This is a genomic window from Paenibacillus sp. J22P51 (genome assembly GCF_059692215.1).
In genome coordinates, this window is sequence record NZ_JCAUAZ010000014.1 from 143,837 (window position 1) to 165,634 (window position 21,798).

The 21,798-nt window shown below is 49.5% G+C and carries 18 protein-coding genes; 10 read left to right on the forward strand and 8 right to left on the reverse strand.

The window, feature by feature from the left end; genetic code table 11:
• Positions 1–3 precede the first annotated feature (3 nt).
• The 5 genes from AC58QC_RS24375 (at position 4) to AC58QC_RS24395 (ending at position 5,840) form a co-directional block, all read left to right on the forward strand.
• On the forward strand, positions 4–1,512 hold the full coding sequence (locus AC58QC_RS24375) for an ABC transporter permease (protein ID WP_497417634.1): 1,509 nt from the start codon (positions 4–6) through the stop codon (positions 1,510–1,512).
• Between the two features lie 123 nt (positions 1,513–1,635).
• The gene (locus AC58QC_RS24380) at positions 1,636–3,474 is read left to right on the forward strand and encodes an ABC transporter substrate-binding protein (RefSeq protein ID WP_497417635.1); all 1,839 of its coding nucleotides are present in this window, start codon (positions 1,636–1,638) and stop codon (positions 3,472–3,474) included.
• Positions 3,475–3,575: 101 nt separating this feature from the next.
• Entirely contained in the window at positions 3,576–4,031 is a 456-nt protein-coding gene (locus AC58QC_RS24385) for a hypothetical protein (protein ID WP_497417636.1), read from the forward strand.
• Between the two features lie 230 nt (positions 4,032–4,261).
• Entirely contained in the window at positions 4,262–5,542 is a 1,281-nt protein-coding gene (locus AC58QC_RS24390; RefSeq protein WP_497417637.1) for an ArsB/NhaD family transporter, read from the forward strand.
• Between the two features lie 19 nt (positions 5,543–5,561).
• Positions 5,562–5,840: a hypothetical protein gene (locus AC58QC_RS24395; RefSeq protein WP_497417638.1), complete on the forward strand. Its 279-nt coding sequence runs from the start codon at positions 5,562–5,564 to the stop codon at positions 5,838–5,840.
• Between the two features lie 152 nt (positions 5,841–5,992).
• On the opposite strand, the gene AC58QC_RS24400 is transcribed toward AC58QC_RS24395, so the two are convergent.
• The 5 genes from AC58QC_RS24400 to AC58QC_RS24420 form a co-directional block, all read right to left on the reverse strand.
• On the reverse strand, positions 5,993–7,024 hold the full coding sequence (locus AC58QC_RS24400) for a potassium channel family protein (protein WP_497417639.1): 1,032 nt from the start codon (positions 7,022–7,024) through the stop codon (positions 5,993–5,995).
• 167 nt (positions 7,025–7,191) lie between these two features.
• A complete protein-coding gene (locus AC58QC_RS24405; protein ID WP_497417640.1) occupies positions 7,192–7,863 on the reverse strand; it encodes a hypothetical protein in 672 nt (223 codons plus the stop codon).
• Between the two features lie 63 nt (positions 7,864–7,926).
• Positions 7,927–9,345, reverse strand: a complete 1,419-nt coding sequence (locus AC58QC_RS24410; protein ID WP_497417641.1) for a sensor histidine kinase — start codon at positions 9,343–9,345, stop codon at positions 7,927–7,929.
• Complete coding sequence (locus AC58QC_RS24415) at positions 9,339–10,043, reverse strand: response regulator transcription factor (protein ID WP_497417642.1); 705 nt, start codon at positions 10,041–10,043, stop codon at positions 9,339–9,341. The genes AC58QC_RS24410 and AC58QC_RS24415 overlap by 7 nt, the downstream gene beginning before the upstream one ends.
• A gap of 666 nt (positions 10,044–10,709) precedes the next feature.
• The gene (locus tag AC58QC_RS24420) at positions 10,710–12,389 is read right to left on the reverse strand and encodes a glutamine--tRNA ligase/YqeY domain fusion protein (protein WP_497417643.1); all 1,680 of its coding nucleotides are present in this window, start codon (positions 12,387–12,389) and stop codon (positions 10,710–10,712) included.
• A gap of 84 nt (positions 12,390–12,473) precedes the next feature.
• Between AC58QC_RS24420 and AC58QC_RS24425 the strand changes: the two genes are divergently transcribed.
• Entirely contained in the window at positions 12,474–13,703 is a 1,230-nt protein-coding gene (locus tag AC58QC_RS24425) for an aminopeptidase (protein WP_497417644.1), read from the forward strand.
• A gap of 81 nt (positions 13,704–13,784) precedes the next feature.
• On the opposite strand, the gene AC58QC_RS24430 is transcribed toward AC58QC_RS24425, so the two are convergent.
• Entirely contained in the window at positions 13,785–14,645 is an 861-nt protein-coding gene (locus tag AC58QC_RS24430; protein WP_497417645.1) for a YybI family spore inner coat protein, read from the reverse strand.
• Between the two features lie 75 nt (positions 14,646–14,720).
• Complete coding sequence (locus tag AC58QC_RS24435) at positions 14,721–16,160, reverse strand: amidase family protein (RefSeq protein WP_497417658.1); 1,440 nt, start codon at positions 16,158–16,160, stop codon at positions 14,721–14,723.
• A gap of 180 nt (positions 16,161–16,340) precedes the next feature.
• Here AC58QC_RS24435 and AC58QC_RS24440 point away from each other — a divergent pair, with 180 nt between their 5' ends.
• Positions 16,341–17,282: a helix-turn-helix transcriptional regulator gene (locus AC58QC_RS24440; protein WP_497417646.1), complete on the forward strand. Its 942-nt coding sequence runs from the start codon at positions 16,341–16,343 to the stop codon at positions 17,280–17,282.
• Between the two features lie 181 nt (positions 17,283–17,463).
• On the forward strand, positions 17,464–17,964 hold the full coding sequence (locus tag AC58QC_RS24445) for a DinB family protein (protein ID WP_497417647.1): 501 nt from the start codon (positions 17,464–17,466) through the stop codon (positions 17,962–17,964).
• Between the two features lie 334 nt (positions 17,965–18,298).
• On the opposite strand, the gene rpiA is transcribed toward AC58QC_RS24445, so the two are convergent.
• A complete protein-coding gene (gene rpiA / locus AC58QC_RS24450; protein WP_497417648.1) occupies positions 18,299–18,985 on the reverse strand; it encodes a ribose-5-phosphate isomerase RpiA in 687 nt (228 codons plus the stop codon).
• A 148-nt stretch (positions 18,986–19,133) separates the two neighbouring features.
• Between rpiA and AC58QC_RS24455 the strand changes: the two genes are divergently transcribed.
• Both AC58QC_RS24455 and AC58QC_RS24460 read left to right on the forward strand, forming a co-directional pair.
• Positions 19,134–19,982: an SDR family oxidoreductase gene (locus AC58QC_RS24455; protein WP_497417649.1), complete on the forward strand. Its 849-nt coding sequence runs from the start codon at positions 19,134–19,136 to the stop codon at positions 19,980–19,982.
• A gap of 103 nt (positions 19,983–20,085) precedes the next feature.
• A complete protein-coding gene (locus AC58QC_RS24460) occupies positions 20,086–20,814 on the forward strand; it encodes a DUF421 domain-containing protein (protein ID WP_497417650.1) in 729 nt (242 codons plus the stop codon).
• Positions 20,815–21,798 lie beyond the last annotated feature (984 nt).

The following is a 21,798-nucleotide window of genomic DNA, read 5'->3' on the forward strand; positions in this document are numbered from 1 at the left end:
AACGTGACCAAACCGATACTTACTAAACAGGACACTCATTTCAGATTACGCACCTGCTCGGAATACGGACAGGCCAGCTTTGCCGGAATCGCCTCCTTAATCTTGGCGCTGGTACTGTTGATCAACAGCTTTGAAGGGGCCCACTTGGCTGTGAATTCAGCCGTGTTCGCTGCCTTCGTCTCTTATTTAGTCTTTGCTCTGCTTCAATTGGGAACAATGGCTTTGATCCGCAGAGATTTACTCCAGCATGGCGAGCTGCGTCGTACTACTCGCTGGATAGGCTACGTACTATTGCTCAGCCTGCTGACCGCTAATATTTTCATCGTAACGGCAGCCTTTCAGCTCATCAAGCGCAAAAAGAGCGCAGCCTACATACTCTCGGTCTACGCATTGTTGACCACCGTGTTCGTGTTCGCTGTCTCTGCGTTAAACGTCTTCAAGCCGTATGTATCGAACTTATTCGTACCCGGCATGTCTCTCATTATAGTCGCTGGCGCCATTCAATTATTTGCTCTGCTTCTGATCTCCCGGTATGCAGATGACCAGCTTCTGCCCAAGTGGTTGTGGGTCGTCGCGGTCCTGCTGCTTGTAACTTCTCTAACGGGCAATGTATTCGCCCTGGCTCTTGGCATCCTGTTGATGTCCAAACTTAAGAACAGAGATGTTTCGTCCGGAACAAAAATAAATGAGGTTGTCGATCGGCTGTCCCGCAGCTCCACTTCCATGCTGGGCCTGTGGTTCATCGGCTTCCTGCTGGCCATCTCCTTGTGCAGCTACTTAACGTTCGACTACGGGATGGCGATCGATAATAATTACAGCGCTATCCTGCAATCGCCAAGCCTTACCTATCCGCTTGGAACGGACAACTTTGGTCGATGCTTGTTCTCCCGAATTGTATTCGGTGCACGCATCTCGCTCTTCGTCGGTATTCTCTCAACATTGATCCCCGTCATTATCGGAGGCTCACTGGGAGCGATATCCGGCTACTACGGACGCAACACGGACAATCTCATCATGCGAGCGCTTGATATTTTGTACGCAATTCCAGGCATCCTACTAGCCATTGCGATCATAGCGGCATTCGGCGCCAGCACGGTCAATCTCATTCTCGCGCTGAGCATCGGGGCCATCCCTACGTATGCTCGAACCATGCGAGCCAACGTGCTGCTCGTCTCAACACTTGAATATGTGCAAGCAGCGCGCGCTTTCGGCGCAGGCGATCTCACAATTCTGCTCCGACATATCATCCCGAATTCCCTTGCGCCGATGATTGTTAAGTCTACGCTGACCGTCGGCGGGGCCATCATTTCGACGAGCAGCTTAAGCTACCTCGGACTCGGCGTAGAGCCGCATATCCCTGAGTGGGGTAATATTCTGAAGGTCGGAAGTTCCTATCTTGAGACTCATGCCTATACGGCAATCTATCCCGGCTTGGCTATCATCGCACTGGTGCTGTCCTTCAACTTCCTTGGAGACGGACTTCGCGACGCGCTTGATCCTAAGCTTGACTAGCACGTAAAAATCTTGTTGGAATATTCATTCTTACTCCATGGACCTCATCGTAACACTTACACATGAAGGGATATGGAATGAATGTGCGTTCATACACTTACATTTTATTAGGAGGGTCAATCTATGATTAAGAAAAGTAAGGTCGTCATCCCTGTCATCCTCGGCGTCTCTATGATGCTAAGTGGATGCAATTTCACAACCAAAAATGACGCCGCTGCGTCACCAACACCATCACCAGGAGCAGCTGTTGTCAACAATACCCCAGTCGATATCGAACTGTTGGGTATGAGCGCAAATGAAACGGACCTTAACATCGTTCGCGACCAGCTTACAAAGAACGGTTTTAATGTTAAGTTGAACATCCAGCCGGATTACGGCACGTTCAAAGCCCAACAAGATGCCGGCAACTTCGATGCTGCCTTGTCCAGCTGGACCACTGTCACAGGTAACCCGGACTATGCGGTTCGTTCCCTTTTCAAAACAGGTGGTGACTACAGCATTATGTCCGATCCTGAGATCGACAAATTGATTGATCAGGCAGCAGGGCAGACACCAGAACAGTTCACGGACACATACAAAAAATTCGAACAGCAATTAGTCCTTGATAAGGCCTACATTGCACCGCTCTACAACTCACTCAAAGCGCAAGCATTTAATCAAGATGTGCTGAAGAAAGAGTCTGTACGCCTCTCGAAGTCACGCTCCCTGCCTTGGGAAGAGCTAGACTTCAAGGATACTGCCAAACGTGCGAAAGACCCAATCATTCTGCAATCAACGCTTCCTTCATTAACATCGCTTGATCCGATCAAAGGTAACGATGGTTCGATCAATATTATCAACACGAACATGTACGTACGTCTACTCAACTTGACAGATGACGATAAGCTAACGGCTGAAGGCTCACTCTCGCACAACTTTGCGATTGCCGAAGGCAATTCAGACTACTACTTCGTACTTCGTGACGATATCAACTTTGCGCAAATCAAGAACAAGCTGGCTGCTGATTCTGGCGAACGCGTAGGTGCGGAAGATGTTATCTTCTCGCTGAATCGTGCCAAGAACAAAAATTCAGTGCCAAATCACCGTACATTTACGCTTCATGAACATATTAAAAATGTAGAGCTCGTGACAGACCCTGCTGTACTAGATTCGATTAAAATATCTGGCAGTTCTGACACAATCAAAGCGGGCTTAGAAAAAGGCCTTGGCTCCAAAATTTCTTCCTTAGTATCTGATAAGACGAAAGCGAGCAATAAAGAAGGCAAATATCAAGTTGTTAAATTGACAACTACGGAACCGTTCCCGCAAGTATTGAACTATTTAGCGCATCAATCCGCGGGTATCGTCTCCAAGAAGCAAGTCGAAAGCATTAACACGTACGATGTAGCTAAATATGACGTAAATAAAGACATCGCCTATGGCGACCAAGCGACGATTACTGAGGGTGCTAAATACAACAATACGTTGGCAACAAGCGGCCCTTACATTCTTTCCTACAAGAATGATTATGAGGCAGTCTTTTACAAAAACCCAGGGTATATGAAGGGGACGAAGTACGAGCCGAAAGTCGATTCCATCAAAATTCGTTTCATCAAAGATGCTGAAGCCTCCCTGTCAGCGCTAAGAAGCGGCGAGATTCACTTGTACTACGGCGTGTCCGAAGTTAAATACGATGTCGTCAAAGCTGATACTAAACTTTTGCTACAAACAATCCCTAGCAACGCTGTGTCCTACCTGTTGTTCAACACCAAGAACCGCGAGGTTGCCAAAAGCGCTGACTTGAGAAAAGCCGTACTGTACGCCATCAACCAAGACGAATTCCTTGCTTACTACAAGAACAATAAGTTCAAAGCGATATCGACATTAAGCCCGCTTGTCAAAACGGGATTAGAAGTCAAAGCAGACTCTGCTAAAGTGAAGGATTTCTTGAGCAAGTATAACGCCAGCAAATCCAGCAAATAGCTCAACCACTGAACATGCTAAGAAGACTGCCTCATCGTCGATATGACGATTGGGCAGTCTCTTTCATACAAAGCCACACGCACAGATAGGAGCGAACAAAAATGCCAACTCCCGAATCCAATCCAGTTAAACTGTCGCAATGGGATGCACTCACGCTAGAATCACTCAAGACCCAAGGATGGTCCGCAGACGAGCTGCTTCAGCGGGTCCAAGCTGGCCAGCTTCCGGTAGATGACAGCAAGTTCCAATTCGACTATGCGCGCTTATCTGAGCTCGCCAGCAGCGATCTCGCTGAGTTTGAGCAAGCCGTTCGCCGCGGCTACCAGATCAAATACAATACGATTCGCGGCATCGCCGGCTGGATAAGCATCGTGTTCGGACAGGAGCCTGAGTTGATCCTGGAGCCCGGTAACGAAGCAGTCGTCGCAAAGCTTACGCCGGAAGAACATAGCCGCCTGACGGCCGTGCTCTCCTATGGCTGGGTCGTTCGCGGCGCACATGCAGCTACACCTGAACTGAGTTCGACTTACGTCATCGAGCCTCTTGTCCGAGGTTGACGTCAGGCAAGACCTAGACACCTGTCATGTGGATTGTATCCCAATTTGTTCCACATACACTTTACAACTCCCAAGGGAGCAGGTATAGTTACGGTATATATGGATTGACCCGGAGGAGCCTGCCAACAGCGGGCTCTTTTGTCTTTTTCAGGGGACAGCCGGGTCACTGATTATACATAACTCAGGACAATTCTGGAAATCCTGATATAAAATCAATGGGGGCAGATGTAGTGGAATTACAAGCGTATTGGGCTATCGGCATCTTCTTACTTATTTATGCCATTATTATCTCCGAGAAAATTCACCGCACCATTATTGCCATGATCGGCGCCGTGCTCATGGTTGGTTTTGGTATCGTCAGTCAAGAGACAGCTCTGCACCACATCGATTTCAACACACTGGGCCTGCTCATCGGGATGATGATTATCGTGGGCATTACAGCGGAGACAGGACTCTTCAAATATGTCGCTGTGAAGGCGGCAAAGCTCGCCAAGGGACAACCGCGAAGAATTTTGATCGCGCTCGTGATCATCACAGCGGCCTGCTCTGCTTTTTTGGATAATGTGACGACAGTACTTCTTATGGTGCCTGTCACCTTGAGTATTACAAGGCAGCTTCGCGTGAATCCATTTCCGTTTCTTTTTACACAAATCCTAGCTTCCAATGTTGGTGGAACTGCCACGCTGATCGGCGATCCACCTAATATTATGATTGGAAGCGCAGTGAAAGAGCTCACGTTCATGGCGTTCATCTCAAACTTGACCCCCATCGTAATCATCATCATGCTGGCTTATATCCCACTGTTCCTAGCACTTTTCGGAAAGCAAATCAAATCTACCCCCGAACTGCAACAGAGCATTATGGCGATGGATGAGAAGGCCATGTTGACAGACCGTAAGCTCTTATGGAAATGCCTCATCGTGCTAGCCCTCACCATTCTCGGCTTTTTCCTGCATCAGAGCTTGCATTTGGAATCGGCTACGGTAGCGCTGACTGGCGCATTTCTGCTTCTCCTACTGACTGGAGAGCACATGCTGGAACCTGCTTTTGCTAGTATCGAGTGGCCTACGATCTTCTTCTTTGTTGGTCTTTTCGTGCTCGTATCTGGTCTTGTAGAAACGGGTGTGATAACCCAATTAGCTGTACATGCGATTGAGTTAACCGGCGGCAATGAATTCGCAACTTCCATGCTGATTCTGTGGTTAAGCGCGATTGCATCTGCCTTCCTGGATAACATTCCTTTCGTCGCTACGATGATTCCATTAATTCAGGAAATGGGTACTATGGGCGTGGATAATTTAGAGCCACTGTGGTGGAGTTTGGCATTGGGCGCTTGTTTAGGTGGTAACGGCACATTGATTGGGGCGAGTGCGAACTTGATTGTTGCCGGCCTAGCGGGGAAAGAGGGCTATCCGATCACCTTCGTGAAATATCTGAAATATGGCTTCCCGCTGATGCTCATTTCGATCGTGTTGTCCAGCTTGTATATTTACTTCCGGTATTTGATGTAAAGAAGAGGGGATAGGCACTATGTTACGGTATACATTTGATGAGAAAGCTATCAAGCTCAGCGAAACGGCCAACGGGCAGGATGTAGAATTCCGCATTCACGTTCTCGGGGATACCGCGCTGGTACAGAGGGTACTCGACGTTCAGCACGATTTCGAGCATAACCACGTTGTGACAGATGTGCTGTTCTACGCTTTTCACAATCATGAGTACCGATTCATTGTTCGCAAGGATTACTACGAGGCCTTTATCCTATCTCTTATGAAGCATCGTCTTTTAACTAGTGTAGCTTGGGTATAGCTGAGTTGGCTCAGTTGTTTGCATAATGGGAACACTTCAACAAATTCGTAGCCCGTTCCGCCGTTCACCGCTCCAATTCGACCACTTGCCCGCCTATCCACAGACAACACAAATAAGAGCCATGAGGTCTCCCTCCTGGCTCTACTCATCATTTATCCCTTCAATCGTCCATACGTTTCATTATCACAAATCACGAACAGCCTGGCTCCCTGCGGAATCTTCTCATGGAGCCTTTTGTTAATATTCAGATGCTCGCCATCTGAGATCAATGTAGCACCCTTTTGCAGCAAATCCTGAAAAGCATCATGGAATGTCACCCACTTCGCCTGTGCAGGAATCTCATACAAATCCTCGCCATTCGGCGTGCGCGTCAGCAACTGCGTCAGAATCTTCGAGCTGCCCGGGTTGAATGCTGAGCGCACCGCGAGCTGCGAAATAGTCTCACTGCCGAATATGAACTCATCAATGCGAATGTGCTGGAAGTTAGGCAGATTGTTCTTATCACGAATTTCCACGATCGTGTAGACGTGATTATAGTTGCGTTCGACGGTCGTGGCGACTAGCAGTGTTTTGCCATCGACGAAGGCGGGATCTCGAATCGTGTTCTGGAACTGTGTCACCTCATCCGCAAAGATGAAGACTGCTCTTGCCTTCGATGTATTGGCCATTTCGAGTGTCGCCACGAGCTGCGGGTTGCCCAGCACATAATGCACACGCTCATGCTGGATTGGCGATTTTTCCCGTGTATCTATGAGTACAACCTCTACAAGAGGATCTGAGGTCAGAATTTCGTTGATCGCATTCTCTGCATGCTGACTCCAATCAATAATGACAAAATGGTTCGATCCCGCAAACTTCAATTTCCCTTCCTCCTTCTTGCGCTGGTATACAAATAAGGCATCCACGACTTTACTAATCGTAATGGAGATAAGTCCGATACCGAAGATGTAGACAACCATACCTAAGCATTTGCCTGCAACCGTATGTGGATAAAAGTCCCCATAGCCTACTGTTGTGACCGTCGTCATCACCCACCATAAGCCGTTAAATCGGCTCTCAAAGGTGCTCGGTTCAAGCTCATACGCTAATAGGGAGCTGCCCCCAATGAACACAACTGCTACGCCAAAAACAAAGAGATTATTCCACTTTATCAGACGCAAAAGGAATTTCGAGAAGAAAAGCATGCCGACCTCCTCACAGGCATTCGCCTAACATTTGCCAATACAATCATTGTAGCACATCATCCAAAACGCTTATATATGCGGGAATGAGAAAACGCATTGGATGCGAAAAACCCCAGCACCAAGTTGATTGGCACCAGGGTTCTCTTCATGTATTGGCTGTCTCCAGCTTATTTCGCAGCAGCTTTTTTCGCCCATTTGGCTTGCATGGCACTTTCAATCTCCGCGTAAACCTGCTCAGTTGTTTTACCAACTGTGGAGATGCCTAATTTGGTTGCTCGCTTGTTCACAGCGTCGGATACCTTCGCTTGTTTTGCTGCTTTCTTAGCTTCTTTGGCAGCTTTCAACGCCGCGTGGATTTCCTTGCCGGTTTTCCCTTCTGTCGCGATACCCGCCTTGGTCGCTTTCGCTTGCAGCTTAGTCAAAGCGGCCGCTTTCAGCGCTGCTTTCAGCTCCTTGTTCGTCAGCCCGTCCGCGTTCACGCCGAGCTTGGTTGCTTTCTCCTGCAGCTTCACGCTAACAGCGGCTTTGATCTCCGTTTTGAGCTGCTCCGCTGTCTTGCCGGCCGTGGCGATCCCCAACTTAGCTGCCGCAGCATTTAAATGCTCGGTGTGTTTAGCTGTGGCTGCCGTTTTCAGCTCCGCCTTGATCTCCTTGTTCGTTTTCCCAGTCGTCGATATACCAAAAGCTTGCGCTTTTTCTAGTAAAAGTTGCTTCATGGGATGAAATTTCGTTGTCGAAGACGCTGTTGCATCTCCTTGTGCACCTTCGGCGAATGCCGCTAACGGAACGGAACATACAATCGCACCTACCAACACTATTCCTGCTAACTTCTTCAACATGTGGAATCACTCCTCGATTCGTTTAATGGTTGTGTAGCTTACGAAACCTATCTTACCCCATAGTTATGTCATAAGTTTGTCATGCGAGGACATTGTTCCGATTGGCAAAAAGATTTTGAAAACCGTCCCAGCCCCCAGCTGTGACTCCACGCGAATCGAACCACCGTGCGCCTCAACGATGTGTTTACAAATCGTCAAACCCAGACCAGCACCAGAGCGATTGCGACTTTCGTCCGCTTTGTAGAACCGATCAAACAGATACGGGAGCTTCTCCGGTGCGATGCCCTGCCCATGATCCCACACCTCGACCCACCGCTCATGTCGAATCGCCTTCACCCGAATCCCCGCTTGCGAGCCCTCCGGAATGTGATTAATCGCATTATCCAACAAATTGATGAAAACCTGCCTTAGCCGGTCGGCGTCAGCCTGCACGGAATAGGGCCCTTCCACATCGGCGCTAAGCTCGATACCTTTGCCTTTCGCCTTCATCTTCAGCTGTGTCACGACGAGCCCAATCAACTCTGGGAGATCAACAGCTTGCATATTCAACTTTACCTGCTTCTCCTCAAAAGATGACAGCTCCAGCAGATCATCCACCAAATGGCTCAATCGAAGTGTCTCCTGGAGGGAGATATCGATGAATTCCTTCGCATCCTCAGGCTCTACTACGCCATCAGTAATTCCCTGCAGGGAGGCCCGAATCGTTGTCAGCGGAGTCCGCAACTCGTGTGAAATCTCAGAGAGGAACCGCTTGCGGCCTTCTTCGACCTTCTGCAGTTTGCCCGCCATTCGGTTCAAGGAACCGGACAGCGAGGCGATTTCATCTTTGCCACGCACCGGCACCCTGCCATTGAAATCCCCTAGCGCCAGCGCCTCCGCGGTCTTGCTCATCTGCTGAATCGGCTTCACAAAATGCCGTGAAACAAAATACAAAACCGCAATCGCCAATAGGGCAACAACTAGGGCAGATGCATAAATAGCTCGATTAATCTCATTGATCGTACCTTGAATGTTCACGATAGGGGTATATAGGAAAATCGCCCCAACCACTCGGCTGTCCTGTAGGACAGGACGTCCAACAATGAGCATTTTGACCGTGCTGTTCGAGGTAAAATTACTCTTCACTGTAACCGGATTGCCGTTGAGCACCTTCTCCACCCAACCGAACCTTGCTGGGACTTCGCCCACGGTCTGGATTTTATCCAAGGTAGCTCGAGGATGCCTAATCACAGAAACACGCACATTCGACGTTCGCTCTAAGGCAGCAATTTGCTTGCGGAAATCCTTCTGAGCCGTAGAATTATCGAACAAATCCTTCGCTAGCTCCTCCACTTGCTCCACCTTTTCCAGAAGCAGCTTCTCACTCCGTTCATACGTCTTCTGTTTCATCGTGTAGCCGATCGTGCTCGAAATTGCTAGAATCGACACTAGCGTAATGGAAATGTATATAAATAATAGCTTGCTATAAAAGGAATTCAGCATGCGCCAGGTCCCTCGAACTTATAGCCGACTCCCCATACCGTGCGGATACTCCAGTCCTCTTTCCGCTCCGTGAGTGCCGAAAGCTTCTGCCTTAATCGTTTGATGTATAAATCGACCACACGGTCCTCACCCTCGAAATCCCACCCCCAGATCTTGGCGATCAGATCCTCACGGGTGAACACTTGATTCGGATTCCGCACAAAAAACAGCAGCAGCTCGTACTCCTTCTTCGGTAGAGACACTACCTGGCCTTCGACCTTCACCTCATGTCCCACGCTATCCACGCACAGACTGCCGATCTCATAGATATGTGCCGCTGGCATAACTTGCGTGCGCAGCACCGTTCGTCGAAGAATCGACGTTACCCGTGCGACCAACTCGTTCGGATCAAACGGCTTCACCAGATAGTCGTCTGCTCCCATCCTCAGACCTTCAACACGCTCATCCACGTGGCCCCTCGCTGTTAGCATCAGAATAGGCACATCGCTCTGGGCGCGAATCGTCTGACAGACCGACCAACCGTCGCGCTTTGGCAGCATAATATCCAGCACGATGAAATCGGGCTGCAGCTCCTTGAAACTTGTGAGCGCTTGCTCGCCGTCGTTCGCCGTCGCTACCTCGAAGCCGTTTTTTTCCAGATACAGCTTCGTGATTTTACATATATTCAGATCATCATCTACGACCAATACCGTTGTCACGCATGCACACGCTCCTTATGTACAGATGCTCATTCCCTTTATTTTACTGGGTAATTGTGAAGAAAGTATTTCTTTTGCCGTACACTTCACACATTTTTTACTAGAGTAGAGTGATTTCAATGACAACTAGGAAACTACCACAAAAGAAATAGGGCCGTCCCAGAAGCATGACAATGCTGAGGGATTACCCTTTTTAATTCTTTAAAGTATTTTCACATGTCATTCTCTTACGTTTCTGTGTTAAGTAATAGCTCCTGGTTGAATGCTAGTAAAGTATTCGTGAAGCGCTTAAGCTTTCCTGCCAGTATAGATAGTCGCTTGTCTAAAATTGATCTCCACAGACACTATTTCGATTAGATCAGCTACCCTAGTGAGTGATAATCATGCAAAAGTGCAGCAATTCCCCATCAGTTCCCCACATGGAAGTAAATTGCTGCGAAAATACATCTTTTCCCCACGAATACCCCGGTTCTGGGAAATCCCCCCAAAAACACCTGCACATTTGCATCTTTAGTGCCTTTTTCACTCAAAAAGCCCCATAAATCCTGCACTTTTGCAGGTTTTTGTGGGCTGGAAGTATGGCGCCCCTTATTGCGGGGCTTGAGATAAGCCAAAACCCCCAAGCATCCGCTAGGGGGTTCTGTTCCAACTATTTATATCCGTTCATTACACGACGAACGAGCTTTTCAACGAAACGATCAAGTTGAACACCAGATGATCAGCTGTTGTGTACTTCGGATCCACATTGAAGTAGCCGTGGCGGAAGAACTGGAACTTGTCATGCGGGTTTGCAGACTTCATGTTGTCTTCGACGAAGCCTTGTACAATTTGCAAGGAGTTCGGGTTCACTTTGTCCATGAACGATGTCTCTTCTTCGCCTTCCTCATCGTCCAAGATCAGCGGCTCGTACAAGCGGAATTCCGCTGGTACAGCGCTTTTCGCATCCACCCAATGGATGGTGCCTTTGACTTTACGGCCGGTGAAGCCGCTGCCGCTTTTCGTCTCGACATCATAGGTGCAGTGCAACTCAACAACGTTGCCATCTGCATCCTTGATGAAGTCGTTGCACTTGATGAAGTAGGCGTTTTTCAAACGTACTTCGTTGCCAGGGAAAAGACGGAAATATTTAGCCGGCGGATTTTCCATGAAATCGTCTTGCTCGATGTAGATCTCGCGGGAGAACGGAATCATGCGATTGCCCATTTCCGGATTCTCGGAGTTGTTCTCCGCTTCCAGCATCTCCACGCCATCCTCTGGATAGTTGGTGATGACGACTTTGAGCGGATTGAGCACGCCCATCGTGCGCAGCGCCTTCAGCTTCAAATCCTCGCGGATGAAGTGATCGAGCATGCGAGTGTCAACGACACTGCCACCGCCACCTTTGGATACTCCGAGCTCACGAACAAAATTGCGAATCGACTCTGGCGTCAGGCCTCTACGGCGCAGACCTGAAATGGTCGGCATACGTGGATCATCCCAACCGTCAACGGCTTTCTCGTCAACGAGTTGTTTCAGCTTTCTTTTGCTCGTAACGGTGTTTTTTAGACTAATACGGGCGAATTCATATTGTCTTGGCACATTCGGCATCTCGCACTCACGAATCACCCAGTCGTAGAACGGACGTTGATCCTCGAACTCACTTGAACAGAGCGAGTGCGTTACACCTTCAATCGCATCTTCCAGTGGGTGAGCGTACGTGTACATCGGATAGATGCACCACGCATCTCCTGTGTTATGGTGATGTGCGTGAAGAATACGGTAAATGACAGGGTCTCTAAGATTAATATTCGGAGAAGACATGTCAATTTTTGCGCGCAGCACACGCTCGCCGTCTTTGAATTCACCAGCACGCATGCGTTCAAATAGGGACAAATTCACCTCAATCGTGCGTTCACGGTAAGGACTGTTTGTTCCTCCTTGCGTCAGTGTTCCACGCGTTTCACGGATTTCATCCGCAGATTGGTCATCTACATAAGCCAGTCCTTTGCGAATCAAGACTAAAGCTCGGCTATACATCTCTTCAAAATAGTCCGAAGCAAAGAAAAGTCCGTCCCATTTAAAACCTAACCATTCTACGTCTTGTTTAATGGACTCCACATATTCAACATCTTCTTTGACTGGATTCGTGTCATCAAATCGAAGGTTCGTCAACCCATTGAAATCATCAGCAATTTCAAAGTTCGTGCATATCGCCTTTGCATGTCCTATATGAAGGTAACCGTTCGGTTCCGGGGGAAATCGGGTCACGACCTGACTGACTTTGCCTGATTTCAAATCTTCGTTTACAATGTTCTTAATGAAATTTGATATTGCGCTTACGTTAGCTTCCGCGTTTTTCGTTTCCATATGTGCCCAGCCTTTCTCCCACGGGTTAAAGTTTTATTTTCTATCATACACTAAATGGTACTCAAATATAAAGGAGCCAATGAGATGGAATCATTCGAGCATTACTTAGATCAATATGCAGAGCTTGCCATACGCGTCGGATTAAATGTACAAAAGGATCAAACCGTCGTCATCACAACGCCAATTGCCTGTGCAGAATTCGTCCGCAAGCTTGCGAAGAAGGCTTATGAGGCCGGTGCCAAAGACGTTGTCGTGGACTGGGACGACGATGAGGTGAAGGCGCTGCGCCTTAAACACGCTCCTGAGGATACACTTCGGACCTACCCTGCATGGCGCGCAAACGGGATGGAAGAGATGGCCAAAGAAGGTGCAGCGTTCTTGTCTATTTATGCGCCTAACTCGGATTTACTCAAAGATATTGATCCAGCTCGCGTCGCGATGTCCAGCAAAGCAGCAGCTACGGCTCGAGCAGGCTACTTGAACTATACACGCAGCAACAAAGTCAACTGGCTTATGGTGTCCTACCCAACACCTGAATGGTCAGCAAAGGTGTTCCCGAATTTAAGCGAGGCCGAGCGGATTCAGAAGCTATGGGAGCAAATTTTCAAGCTGACACGTGCTGATCTAGCTGATCCTGTGACGGCATGGAAAGAACATATCGGCACCTTGACGGCGAAGCAAAACCTGCTTAACAACAAGAAGTTCAAGCAGCTGCATTTCCAGGCACCAGGTACGGACCTGTACATAGAGCTAGCACCGAAGCATCAATGGGTTGCCGCAGGCAGCGAATCCGAGAAGGGTATTTTCTTCGTGCCGAACATCCCGACCGAGGAAGTGTTCACGATGCCAGCGCGCAACGGAACGAATGGTACGGTACGCAGCACCCTGCCGCTGAGCTACCAAGGTGCATTGATCGATGGCTTCAGCCTAACCTTCAAGGATGGCCGCGTAGTCGAAGCGACTGCTGAAGTAGGTCAAGAAGTGCTGAACAACATGCTGAATATGGATGAAGGCGCTCGTTATTTAGGCGAGGTTGCCCTCGTGCCTTATGACTCGCCGATTTCACAGTCAGGCCTCATCTACTACAACACGCTGTTCGACGAAAATGCGTCCTGTCACGTCGCACTCGGCAATTCCTACCCGTTCACGATTGAGGGTGGAACAACCATGAATGCCGAGGAACTAGTCGCGAACGGCTATAACAAAAGCTTAATTCACGTCGATTTCATGATCGGCTCTGCGGATATGGCGATTGATGGAATTCTAGCAGACGGTACACGCGAACCATTATTCCGCAATGGGAACTGGGCTTAAGGCTCAGACGGAAGCCCCTGCACAACAAATAAAGACCGCTCATACTTGGAGATCTCTCCATGTACGAGCGGTCTTTTCGCATTAATCCTCGTCTTCCGGACCCGGCGGACGTATCATGTTGGTCTGCAAAGTTTGGACGACGGCCGCCTTTTTCAGCTGCCACTTGCCCTTGTGCCATTTCCATAATGAGGTGACGTAGCCGAGCGTGTCCGCATTGGCGATGCCGGTGATACGTTGAACACCCTTCAGCTCACAGAAGCCGTCCTTTTTCACATCGACAGGCTTCAGTAAGCTGTATGCATCCACATTAACGATGATCGGCTTCACAATCTTCCCTTGATTGTACACCCCAAACTGCTCGTAAGCTTCCTTCCGATCCGCAATATCCAGGGTGAAGGATTTACCCGTTTCCTCGATTTTCATCTTTACCTTATAGTTGTTCTTAAAGGTCGCTTTCACATGCAGCGGTTCGGGCATCGGAATGTTGGTTGGCACGTTATTTTTGAGCGAATAGATGTAATTCGAGGTAAACCCGCCACTGCCGCCAGTATCGGAAGTCACATAAATCTGAGGCAGCATGTCGTGAATAAAATCACAAAAATCCATCTTTGGGTTATATCCGCCTTCCAGCGGAATCACAACCTGTGCCTGACCTTGTCCTACGACTGAGATGAACAGCTTGTCATAATAGGGACTGTTCATGTCTGATTTTAAGCCAACCAGGGAAACCAAATCTAATTTGCCGTCTCCCGTGACATCAATTTCACGGGTTTGAATGAGCTGGCCCTGACCGCTCTGGGGAGGTGCTTGTTGTGAAGAGGGGGGTGGTACCGTCTGAGTGAAGGCCTCTGCCGATCCACTGAAGGCTAAGCCGCCGCTCATAATTACACCAATTGCTGCGGTGTGCAGCGCGATTGTAAACCTTTTTCTAAACCGAGACATTTGTCGCACTTCCCATCATGGAATTGAATTCGGTTTATTATTTCAAATTTTTCCACGGGGTATGCGGGGAAAGGTCTACAAAATTGGCGGTCGGCGATACAGCGTTGCCTGCTCAAATGCATAGGCAAGCTTAATCAGCATCGGCTCACTGAATGCTCCAGCTGCAAACATGACACCCATGGGCCCTTTGCTTGTGTAACCGGCGGGTACAATGAGCAGCGGATAGCCTGCTCTGGCGGCTATATCCTCGCCCTCATCTTTTGGAAAAAACAACGCATCTAATTGGTACGTTTGGAGGGCATGATCGACCCCTTGGCTCCGTGTAAGCTCCCTGTATCTATGAAGACTCGTCAGATAAGCCTCTTCCGTAAGCGTTCCGTTCGTATCTTCTGAGCTAATCAACGTGTCCTGACCGTAGACCAACGCCTTCTCCGCATGTGTTTCATTGAACGCAATGACCTCCTGTAAGGAGTGGATGGGCATGGACCGATCCAGCTTTCCTAGGTAGGCGTTGAGGTCTCTTTTAAACTCATATAGCAGTACATCATAGTTCCACTCGGCATCTTGGCAAGGAAGCACCACATCATCAATGACAATCGCGCCCTCGTCGCGTAAAACTTGAATGGCCTGCTCGGCGATCTGCCGTTCTTCCTCGTCCAACTGCTGATAATACCAACGTGGAATCCCTATTCTAGCTTGATGAAGCCCTTCCCTTTCCAGAAATACCATGTAATCCCGATGGCCCTGCCCGTCACTCGCTAAGCTATGTGCATCCGAAGCATCTACACCTGTCATCACGCCAAGCAGCGCCGCTGCATCGCTCACAGTTTGTGTCATTGGCCCTGGAGTGTCTTGACTGCTTGATAGCGGAATAATACCTGAACGGCTTAACAAGCCTACGGTTGGCTTCAGGCCGACTAGACTGTTATGACCTGCCGGATTGACGATCGATCCTGACGTCTCTGTGCCAATAGCACCTGCTGCAAAGCCCGCCGCAACTGCCGCACCTGACCCCGAGCTAGAGCCGCCCACCTCAAATATGCCCGGTCCGTAAGGGTTCACTACCTGCCCGCCTCTTGAACTATAGCCTGAGGGCATCGCAACAGCCATGAAATTCGCCCATTCCGTCATATTCGCTTTGCCGAGCAGCACAGCTCCAGCCTCACGCAGCTTGGTTGTTATATAGGCATCTTCCGTCGCCACATGCTCCGCCAAACTCATCGACCCTGCACTGGTATGCATGCGGTCAGCGGTCTGAATATTATCCTTGAGCAAAATAGGAATCCCATGCAGAGGGCCTCGGCTTCTACCTTCCCGACGCTCCCGATCCAAATCTTCCGCAATCTCTAGCGCATCTGGATTTAGCTCCAGTACAGCATTAATTTTGGTATTATAGGCTTCGATACGCCCCGTATAGTACGCAACCAACTCTACCGAGCTGACTTCCTGCCGTTCCATCGCAAGTTGAAGTGTTTGAAAATCTGCGTTTGCGATCCAGCTATCTGATCCATGCATCACCTTTCACCGCCACCCTTCCACTATTCATGCTACACTAATTCCCTAGGCTCTCTGTTATACCTTCTAGGCTTGCAAGGTTTCGTGCAATCTGCTAAACCGGTGAGTCACAAGGATTTTCATCCACATAAATCGAATAATTAAGAAGAATACGACCAGAAGCAATGAGGTGTTTTTTCTTTGAAAATAGATCGACTACTCGCCATCACAATGCTGCTGCTTAATCGTCGTCGCATTAGTGCCAAAGAGCTTTCCGAACGTTTTGAGGTGTCCTTGCGCACCATCTATCGGGATGTGGAAGCTATTAACCAAGCTGGTATTCCCGTCGTTTCCTATGCAGGGCTTAGTGGTGGTTACGAAATCATGGACCAATATCGGCTCGACCGCCAGTTTCTGTCTTTGGAAGAGCTGCAATCGATCATCGTCGGACTCAAAGGGATCCGAGCTTCCGTCGGCGACCAAGAAATCAGCAATTTGCTAGATAAAGTCGGCGCTTTAGTGGCCAAATCCGAGCAGCCCGATGCGGCCAGGCTAGGCAACCAGCTGATCCTCGACATCAATCCATGGCGGAATGGGCATCAAAATCTAGAGCAGCTAACAGCCCTCCGCACCGCAATTAAGGAAACTAGACTCGTTACTTTTTCCTACATCTCGTCGCAAAGTGAATCGTCCGTGCGAACCGTCGAGCCCATGGGCATCGTGGTCAAAGGCTTCGGCTGGTATTTGTACGGGTACTGTTTGCTGCGCGAGGATTTTCGAGTTTTCCGATTATCCCGTATGCATAAAGTTGACTTGCTCCCCCATACGTTCGAACGCAAGCAAGAAACACTAGAGAAGTTGGATTATGGCTGGGGCAAAAGAGACCCCTCCACCCTCATTACGCTCGTGCTGCACGCACAGCCGAATGTTCGGGCGCAGATCGAGGACTATTTCCGTCCTGAGCATGTCACCATGCAGCCCGACGGAACTTTAATGGTTAGAGCAACACAGCCCGATGAACCTTGGCTGCACGGCATGCTGCTCAGCTATGGTCCAAGCCTTCGCATTCTAGAGCCTGCGCATATCGCAGCCGCAGTCAAAGAGAAGGCCGAAAAAATTGTTGCCCTCTATTCGACTCACTGACATTCTGTTGTCAGGGATGTTTGTCTATACTGAGGATATGAAGTGTGTGTACAGATGTGGAATATTAACTTCTAAGAAAATAGAAAACCTTGCTTACGCTGCCAGTATGTTCTTGTGAGTACACAGAAAGCATACTTACGAAGTCAATTTCTGGCGAAAAAATTTGAGGAGGAAGACCCCCATGTTCAAAATGATTGAAGATTTCGCAACCGAATACACCCAAGAAGCAAAAGGCACCCAGCGCGTGCTGGATGCCCTGACTGATGCTTCACTTGCACAGAAAATCACGCCTGAACTCCGTTCGCTTGGACAAATTGCTTGGCATATCGCCACAACGATTCACGAAATGCTCTCTCGCACAGGGCTGACATTTGCCGCCCCAGGAGGGGAAGAGCTTGCTCCCGCTTCTGCCCAAACCATCGCTGACACCTACCGCTCTTCCGCTGCCGCAGCCATCGAAGCGATTAAGTCGCAATGGACAGACGCGAAGCTAACCGAGTCCAGCGATATGTATGGCGATCAGTGGCCAAATGGACTTACGCTGCGCATCCTCATCTCTCATGAAATTCATCATCGTGGTGAAATGATCGTGCTGATGCGCCAAGCTGGGCTGCGTGTTCCGGACATTTATGGTCCGACGAAGGAATCTTGGGTCGAAATGGGCATGCAACCGTTAGTGTAGGGATAGATGAGCGAAGAATGGCGGAAAGATGGGTTAACCTCTGGAAAGTTCAAGGAAACACCCTTGAAACGGAACGTAGATCCCTTATTTTGTTTAAAGCAGCCATTTCCCTTGCGAAAGGGAAATAGGTTCCGCTATTTGCCCCAATATAGGAGCAAAACTTCCCTTTTCACATAAATAGCGTCCCTACGTTCCGCATCTCTGTAAAAAGCAGGATTTCAAACGAAATAGCGTCCTCTCGTTCCGTTACGTTAAATTTGGGCATCTAAACAGAAGAGTCGTCTCCACAGTTCCTCTACACTCGACACTCGAGGACTTGTGGGACAACTCTTTTTTATTTGTTAGACGTGTTACTCCCTACGAGCCTTTCAACCGTACCATCCCGATATCCGACGATCACCTGACTCGCCATCCCGACAAAAAGCCCATTCTCCACAACACCCGGAATTCCATTAATCGCTTGGTGAAGTTCAGCAGGATTAGGGATATTCCCGAAGTGGCAGTCCAGGATATAGTTCCCGTTGTCCGTCACATAGAGTTGATGATCGGCAACTCTAACTTTGGGCTCGCAGCCCAAGGCACGAAGCTTCCGCATCGTCAATTCATAACCAAACTTCACGACTTCAACAGGGAGTGGAAAGGTGCCCAACTGTGCAACGACTTTGCTTTCATCCGCCACGATGATCAGCTTCTTGCTCGAAAACGCAACAATTTTCTCCCGCAGCAGCGCGCCTCCACCGCCTTTGATTAAGTGCCAAGCAGGGCTAACTTCGTCTGCTCCATCTATGGTTACATCAATTTCTGAGATATCTGCAAAAGGAATCAGCGGGATACCCAGCTCTTTGGCCAGGTTCTCGGACGTTACCGAGGTGGCAACTGCTTGAATGTTCAGGCCGTTTTGCACCCGAACACCGAGTCCTTGAATCGCCCAATAAGCTGTCGAGCCCGTCCCCAAACCAACGATCATCCCCTCTTGGATCTCTTCGACAGCTAGCTCTGCTGCTGCTTTCTTGGCTTCCACTTGTGCACGCTCCTCACTTTCGCTGATAGGAATTCTATCCAACTATATTAACACAAAAAAGAAAATTCAACGGGGCATCGTTCATGCAGTATTGTATGCGGGGATTCGTCTCATCCGTTATACTGGAATGAAAAGGAGGCGATCCTCGATGCAAAATCAAACAGCTCTCGTCACCGGCGCCAATTCCGGTATGGGCCTTGCCACAACAGTGGCATTGGCTAAACAAGGCGCCAAGGTCATCATGCTCTGCCGCAGCCAGGAGCGCGGTGATCAGGCGCTTGTGGAAGCGCGCCGTCAGAGCGGCTCCGCGCACATCGAGCTGATGCTGTGCGATCTCGCTTCGCTGGCGAGCATTCGGGCTTTTGCTGCGGCGTTTCTCGCCAAGCACGACGTGCTGGATGTGCTCGTGAACAACGCTGGCATCGTCACTGTGAAGCGGCAAACCACAGCAGATGGCTTCGAGGCCATGATGGGTGTCAACCATCTCGGCCACTTCCTGCTGACCCAGCTTCTGCTGGAAGCCATCCTCCGCGCTCCGCAGGGGCGGATCGTCAATGTCTCCTCCGGCGCCCACAAAATCGGGCGCATCGATTGGTCCAACCCTCACCTGCAGCGAGGGTTCCGGGTCTGGAACGGATACGCCCAGTCGAAGCTGGCGAATATCCTGTTCACCCGCGAGCTCGCGAAGCGGCTCGCCGGCACTTCGGCCACGGCCAACTCGCTCCATCCGGGAGCCGTGGCTACGAACATCGGTGTCGATCGCGACACCGGGTTTGGGAAGGCCGTACATGCGATGATGCGGCCGTTTTTCTTGACGCCGGCGCAGGGCGCGGATACGGCGGTATTTTTGGCTACGAGCCCGGACGTGCGGACGGTCAGCGGCGAGTACTACTACAGGCGGCAGATTGCGCCTGTTTCTGCCCGAGCGAAGGACGACGCGCTAGCTCGTCAGCTCTGGACTTGGAGCGAGGAGCAGGTCGGACTCGCGGCTAAGTAAACGACATCACACACGCACGATCTCGTGGGAACGACGGATAGCTCATCAAATATAAGGGTACGTTATAGGGAGCATTTACCTTATTTCTGGAGTGTGACGACCCTTGGATTTCTTCCACAGTCAAGAATCGCTAACTACCATGCAGTGGATTCTTCGCGCCTTCGTAGGCTACTTTTTCCTGCTTATCACCGCCAAAGCATTGGGCCAACGCTCCATCTCACAGCTGCGCTTTCTTGATTTCGTCATCGCACTTATCCTAGGCAACATCATGGCTCACCCGCTCTCTGACGAGCACTTAGCCCTCAAGGGCTCTATGATCACCACCCTTGCACTCGTTGTGCTGTATCTCTTTACGTCTTGGCTGAGTCTAAAATGGAACTTCCTCAAGCATCTCTTTGAACCGTCACCATTGACGCTTATCAAGCACGGGCAGCTCCGTATGGCCGGCCTGCGTAAAGCCAAAATCTCCGTCGACCACCTCTTCTCCGAGCTGCGTAAGCAACAAATTGAGGATATCGAGAAGGTTGCACTTGCTTTGTGGGAGCCTGGTGGGATGGTCTCCGTATTCTTGGAGCCGCAGCATCAGACAGTGACTGCCAAAGATATGGCCATCCCAAACGATCCCTTCTCCCTCGTTAAGCCGGTCATCATACAGGGTGCCTACGATAAAAAGCTGCTCGCGCAGCAAGGAAAAGATTTCGCATGGCTGGAGACGCAGCTTCATGCCGCAAAGGTTGAGCTCGAGCACGTCGTACTCGCAACCATTGATGATCAAGATCAGTTCCGTGTGTACAAGGGACTGGACACACCTCAAGACGAACAGGCGCTGTAATAAGCGTAGGTTCGTCTTTTTTGCAGCTTTTTGTTTGTTCAGGCCGGCTGCTGATCATGCTCTATTGGACAAATACAGTGTCTTTCTTAAAAATGGACCAAAATCACCAACTCCATTGGATTTATCCAGTGGAATGACTCCAAATAAGCTAAAAAATGCCCTAAAATCTTGAATTGACTGGATTTGTCCAATCAAAATCATATATTGGCTACTTGTCGGAGCATCACATTGGATTTATCCAATGTAAGGAGGGGAGGAGGCTGCGAGTAGGTTGGATGTCGATATCGTAGGCAGGGTGATTTGGGGGTGGGAGAGGGTTAGTGGGGCGGTGGGGAACCAAAATGCAGCTGCTGAGGCACCGCGTGTGTAGGTAGCGTGTTTTAAAGTAGCTAGGCCCTTGAGATACGGAACGACGTTCCTCTATTTTTGCGAAAACAACGAATTCCCGAAAGTTACGGAACATGGTTCCGCTATTTCACCTAAATCAGCTCTAGAATTGCTTTTTCCAAGAAAATAGCGCCCTCTCGTTCCGTTTCTGGCTGATTTAGCTAGTTTTAGCCCGAATAAGGGAACCACGTTCCGCAACTAATGAAACTATGTGATTGGGGTTGGGGTTGGGGTTGGGGTTGGGGTTGGGGTTGAGTCGTTGCTATTGAGTTGCGAGTGCAGACGATCATCGTTGCTAATGCAGGAATGTTGGTGGACTGAGGGGCACACATGACTGATGGAGAGGTCAATTATTGCTGGAGACGTGTGTTCAAGTAGCATCGCAGTACCTTCAAGGGTCCCTAATGGCGGATTCACAGACTTTAGCTGGATTTCATACAGCTATTTTCCTTGTTAATCGCTATTTTCCTGATCTAGATGGAAAAATGCTCTTCTGTCAAGAAAGTGGACGTCCCTAAGTTATGCCACCCGCTGGTAGTATAGCTGCTCAAATTCGGCGGGAGACATGTAACCAATTGTGCTATTCGACCTTGTCCG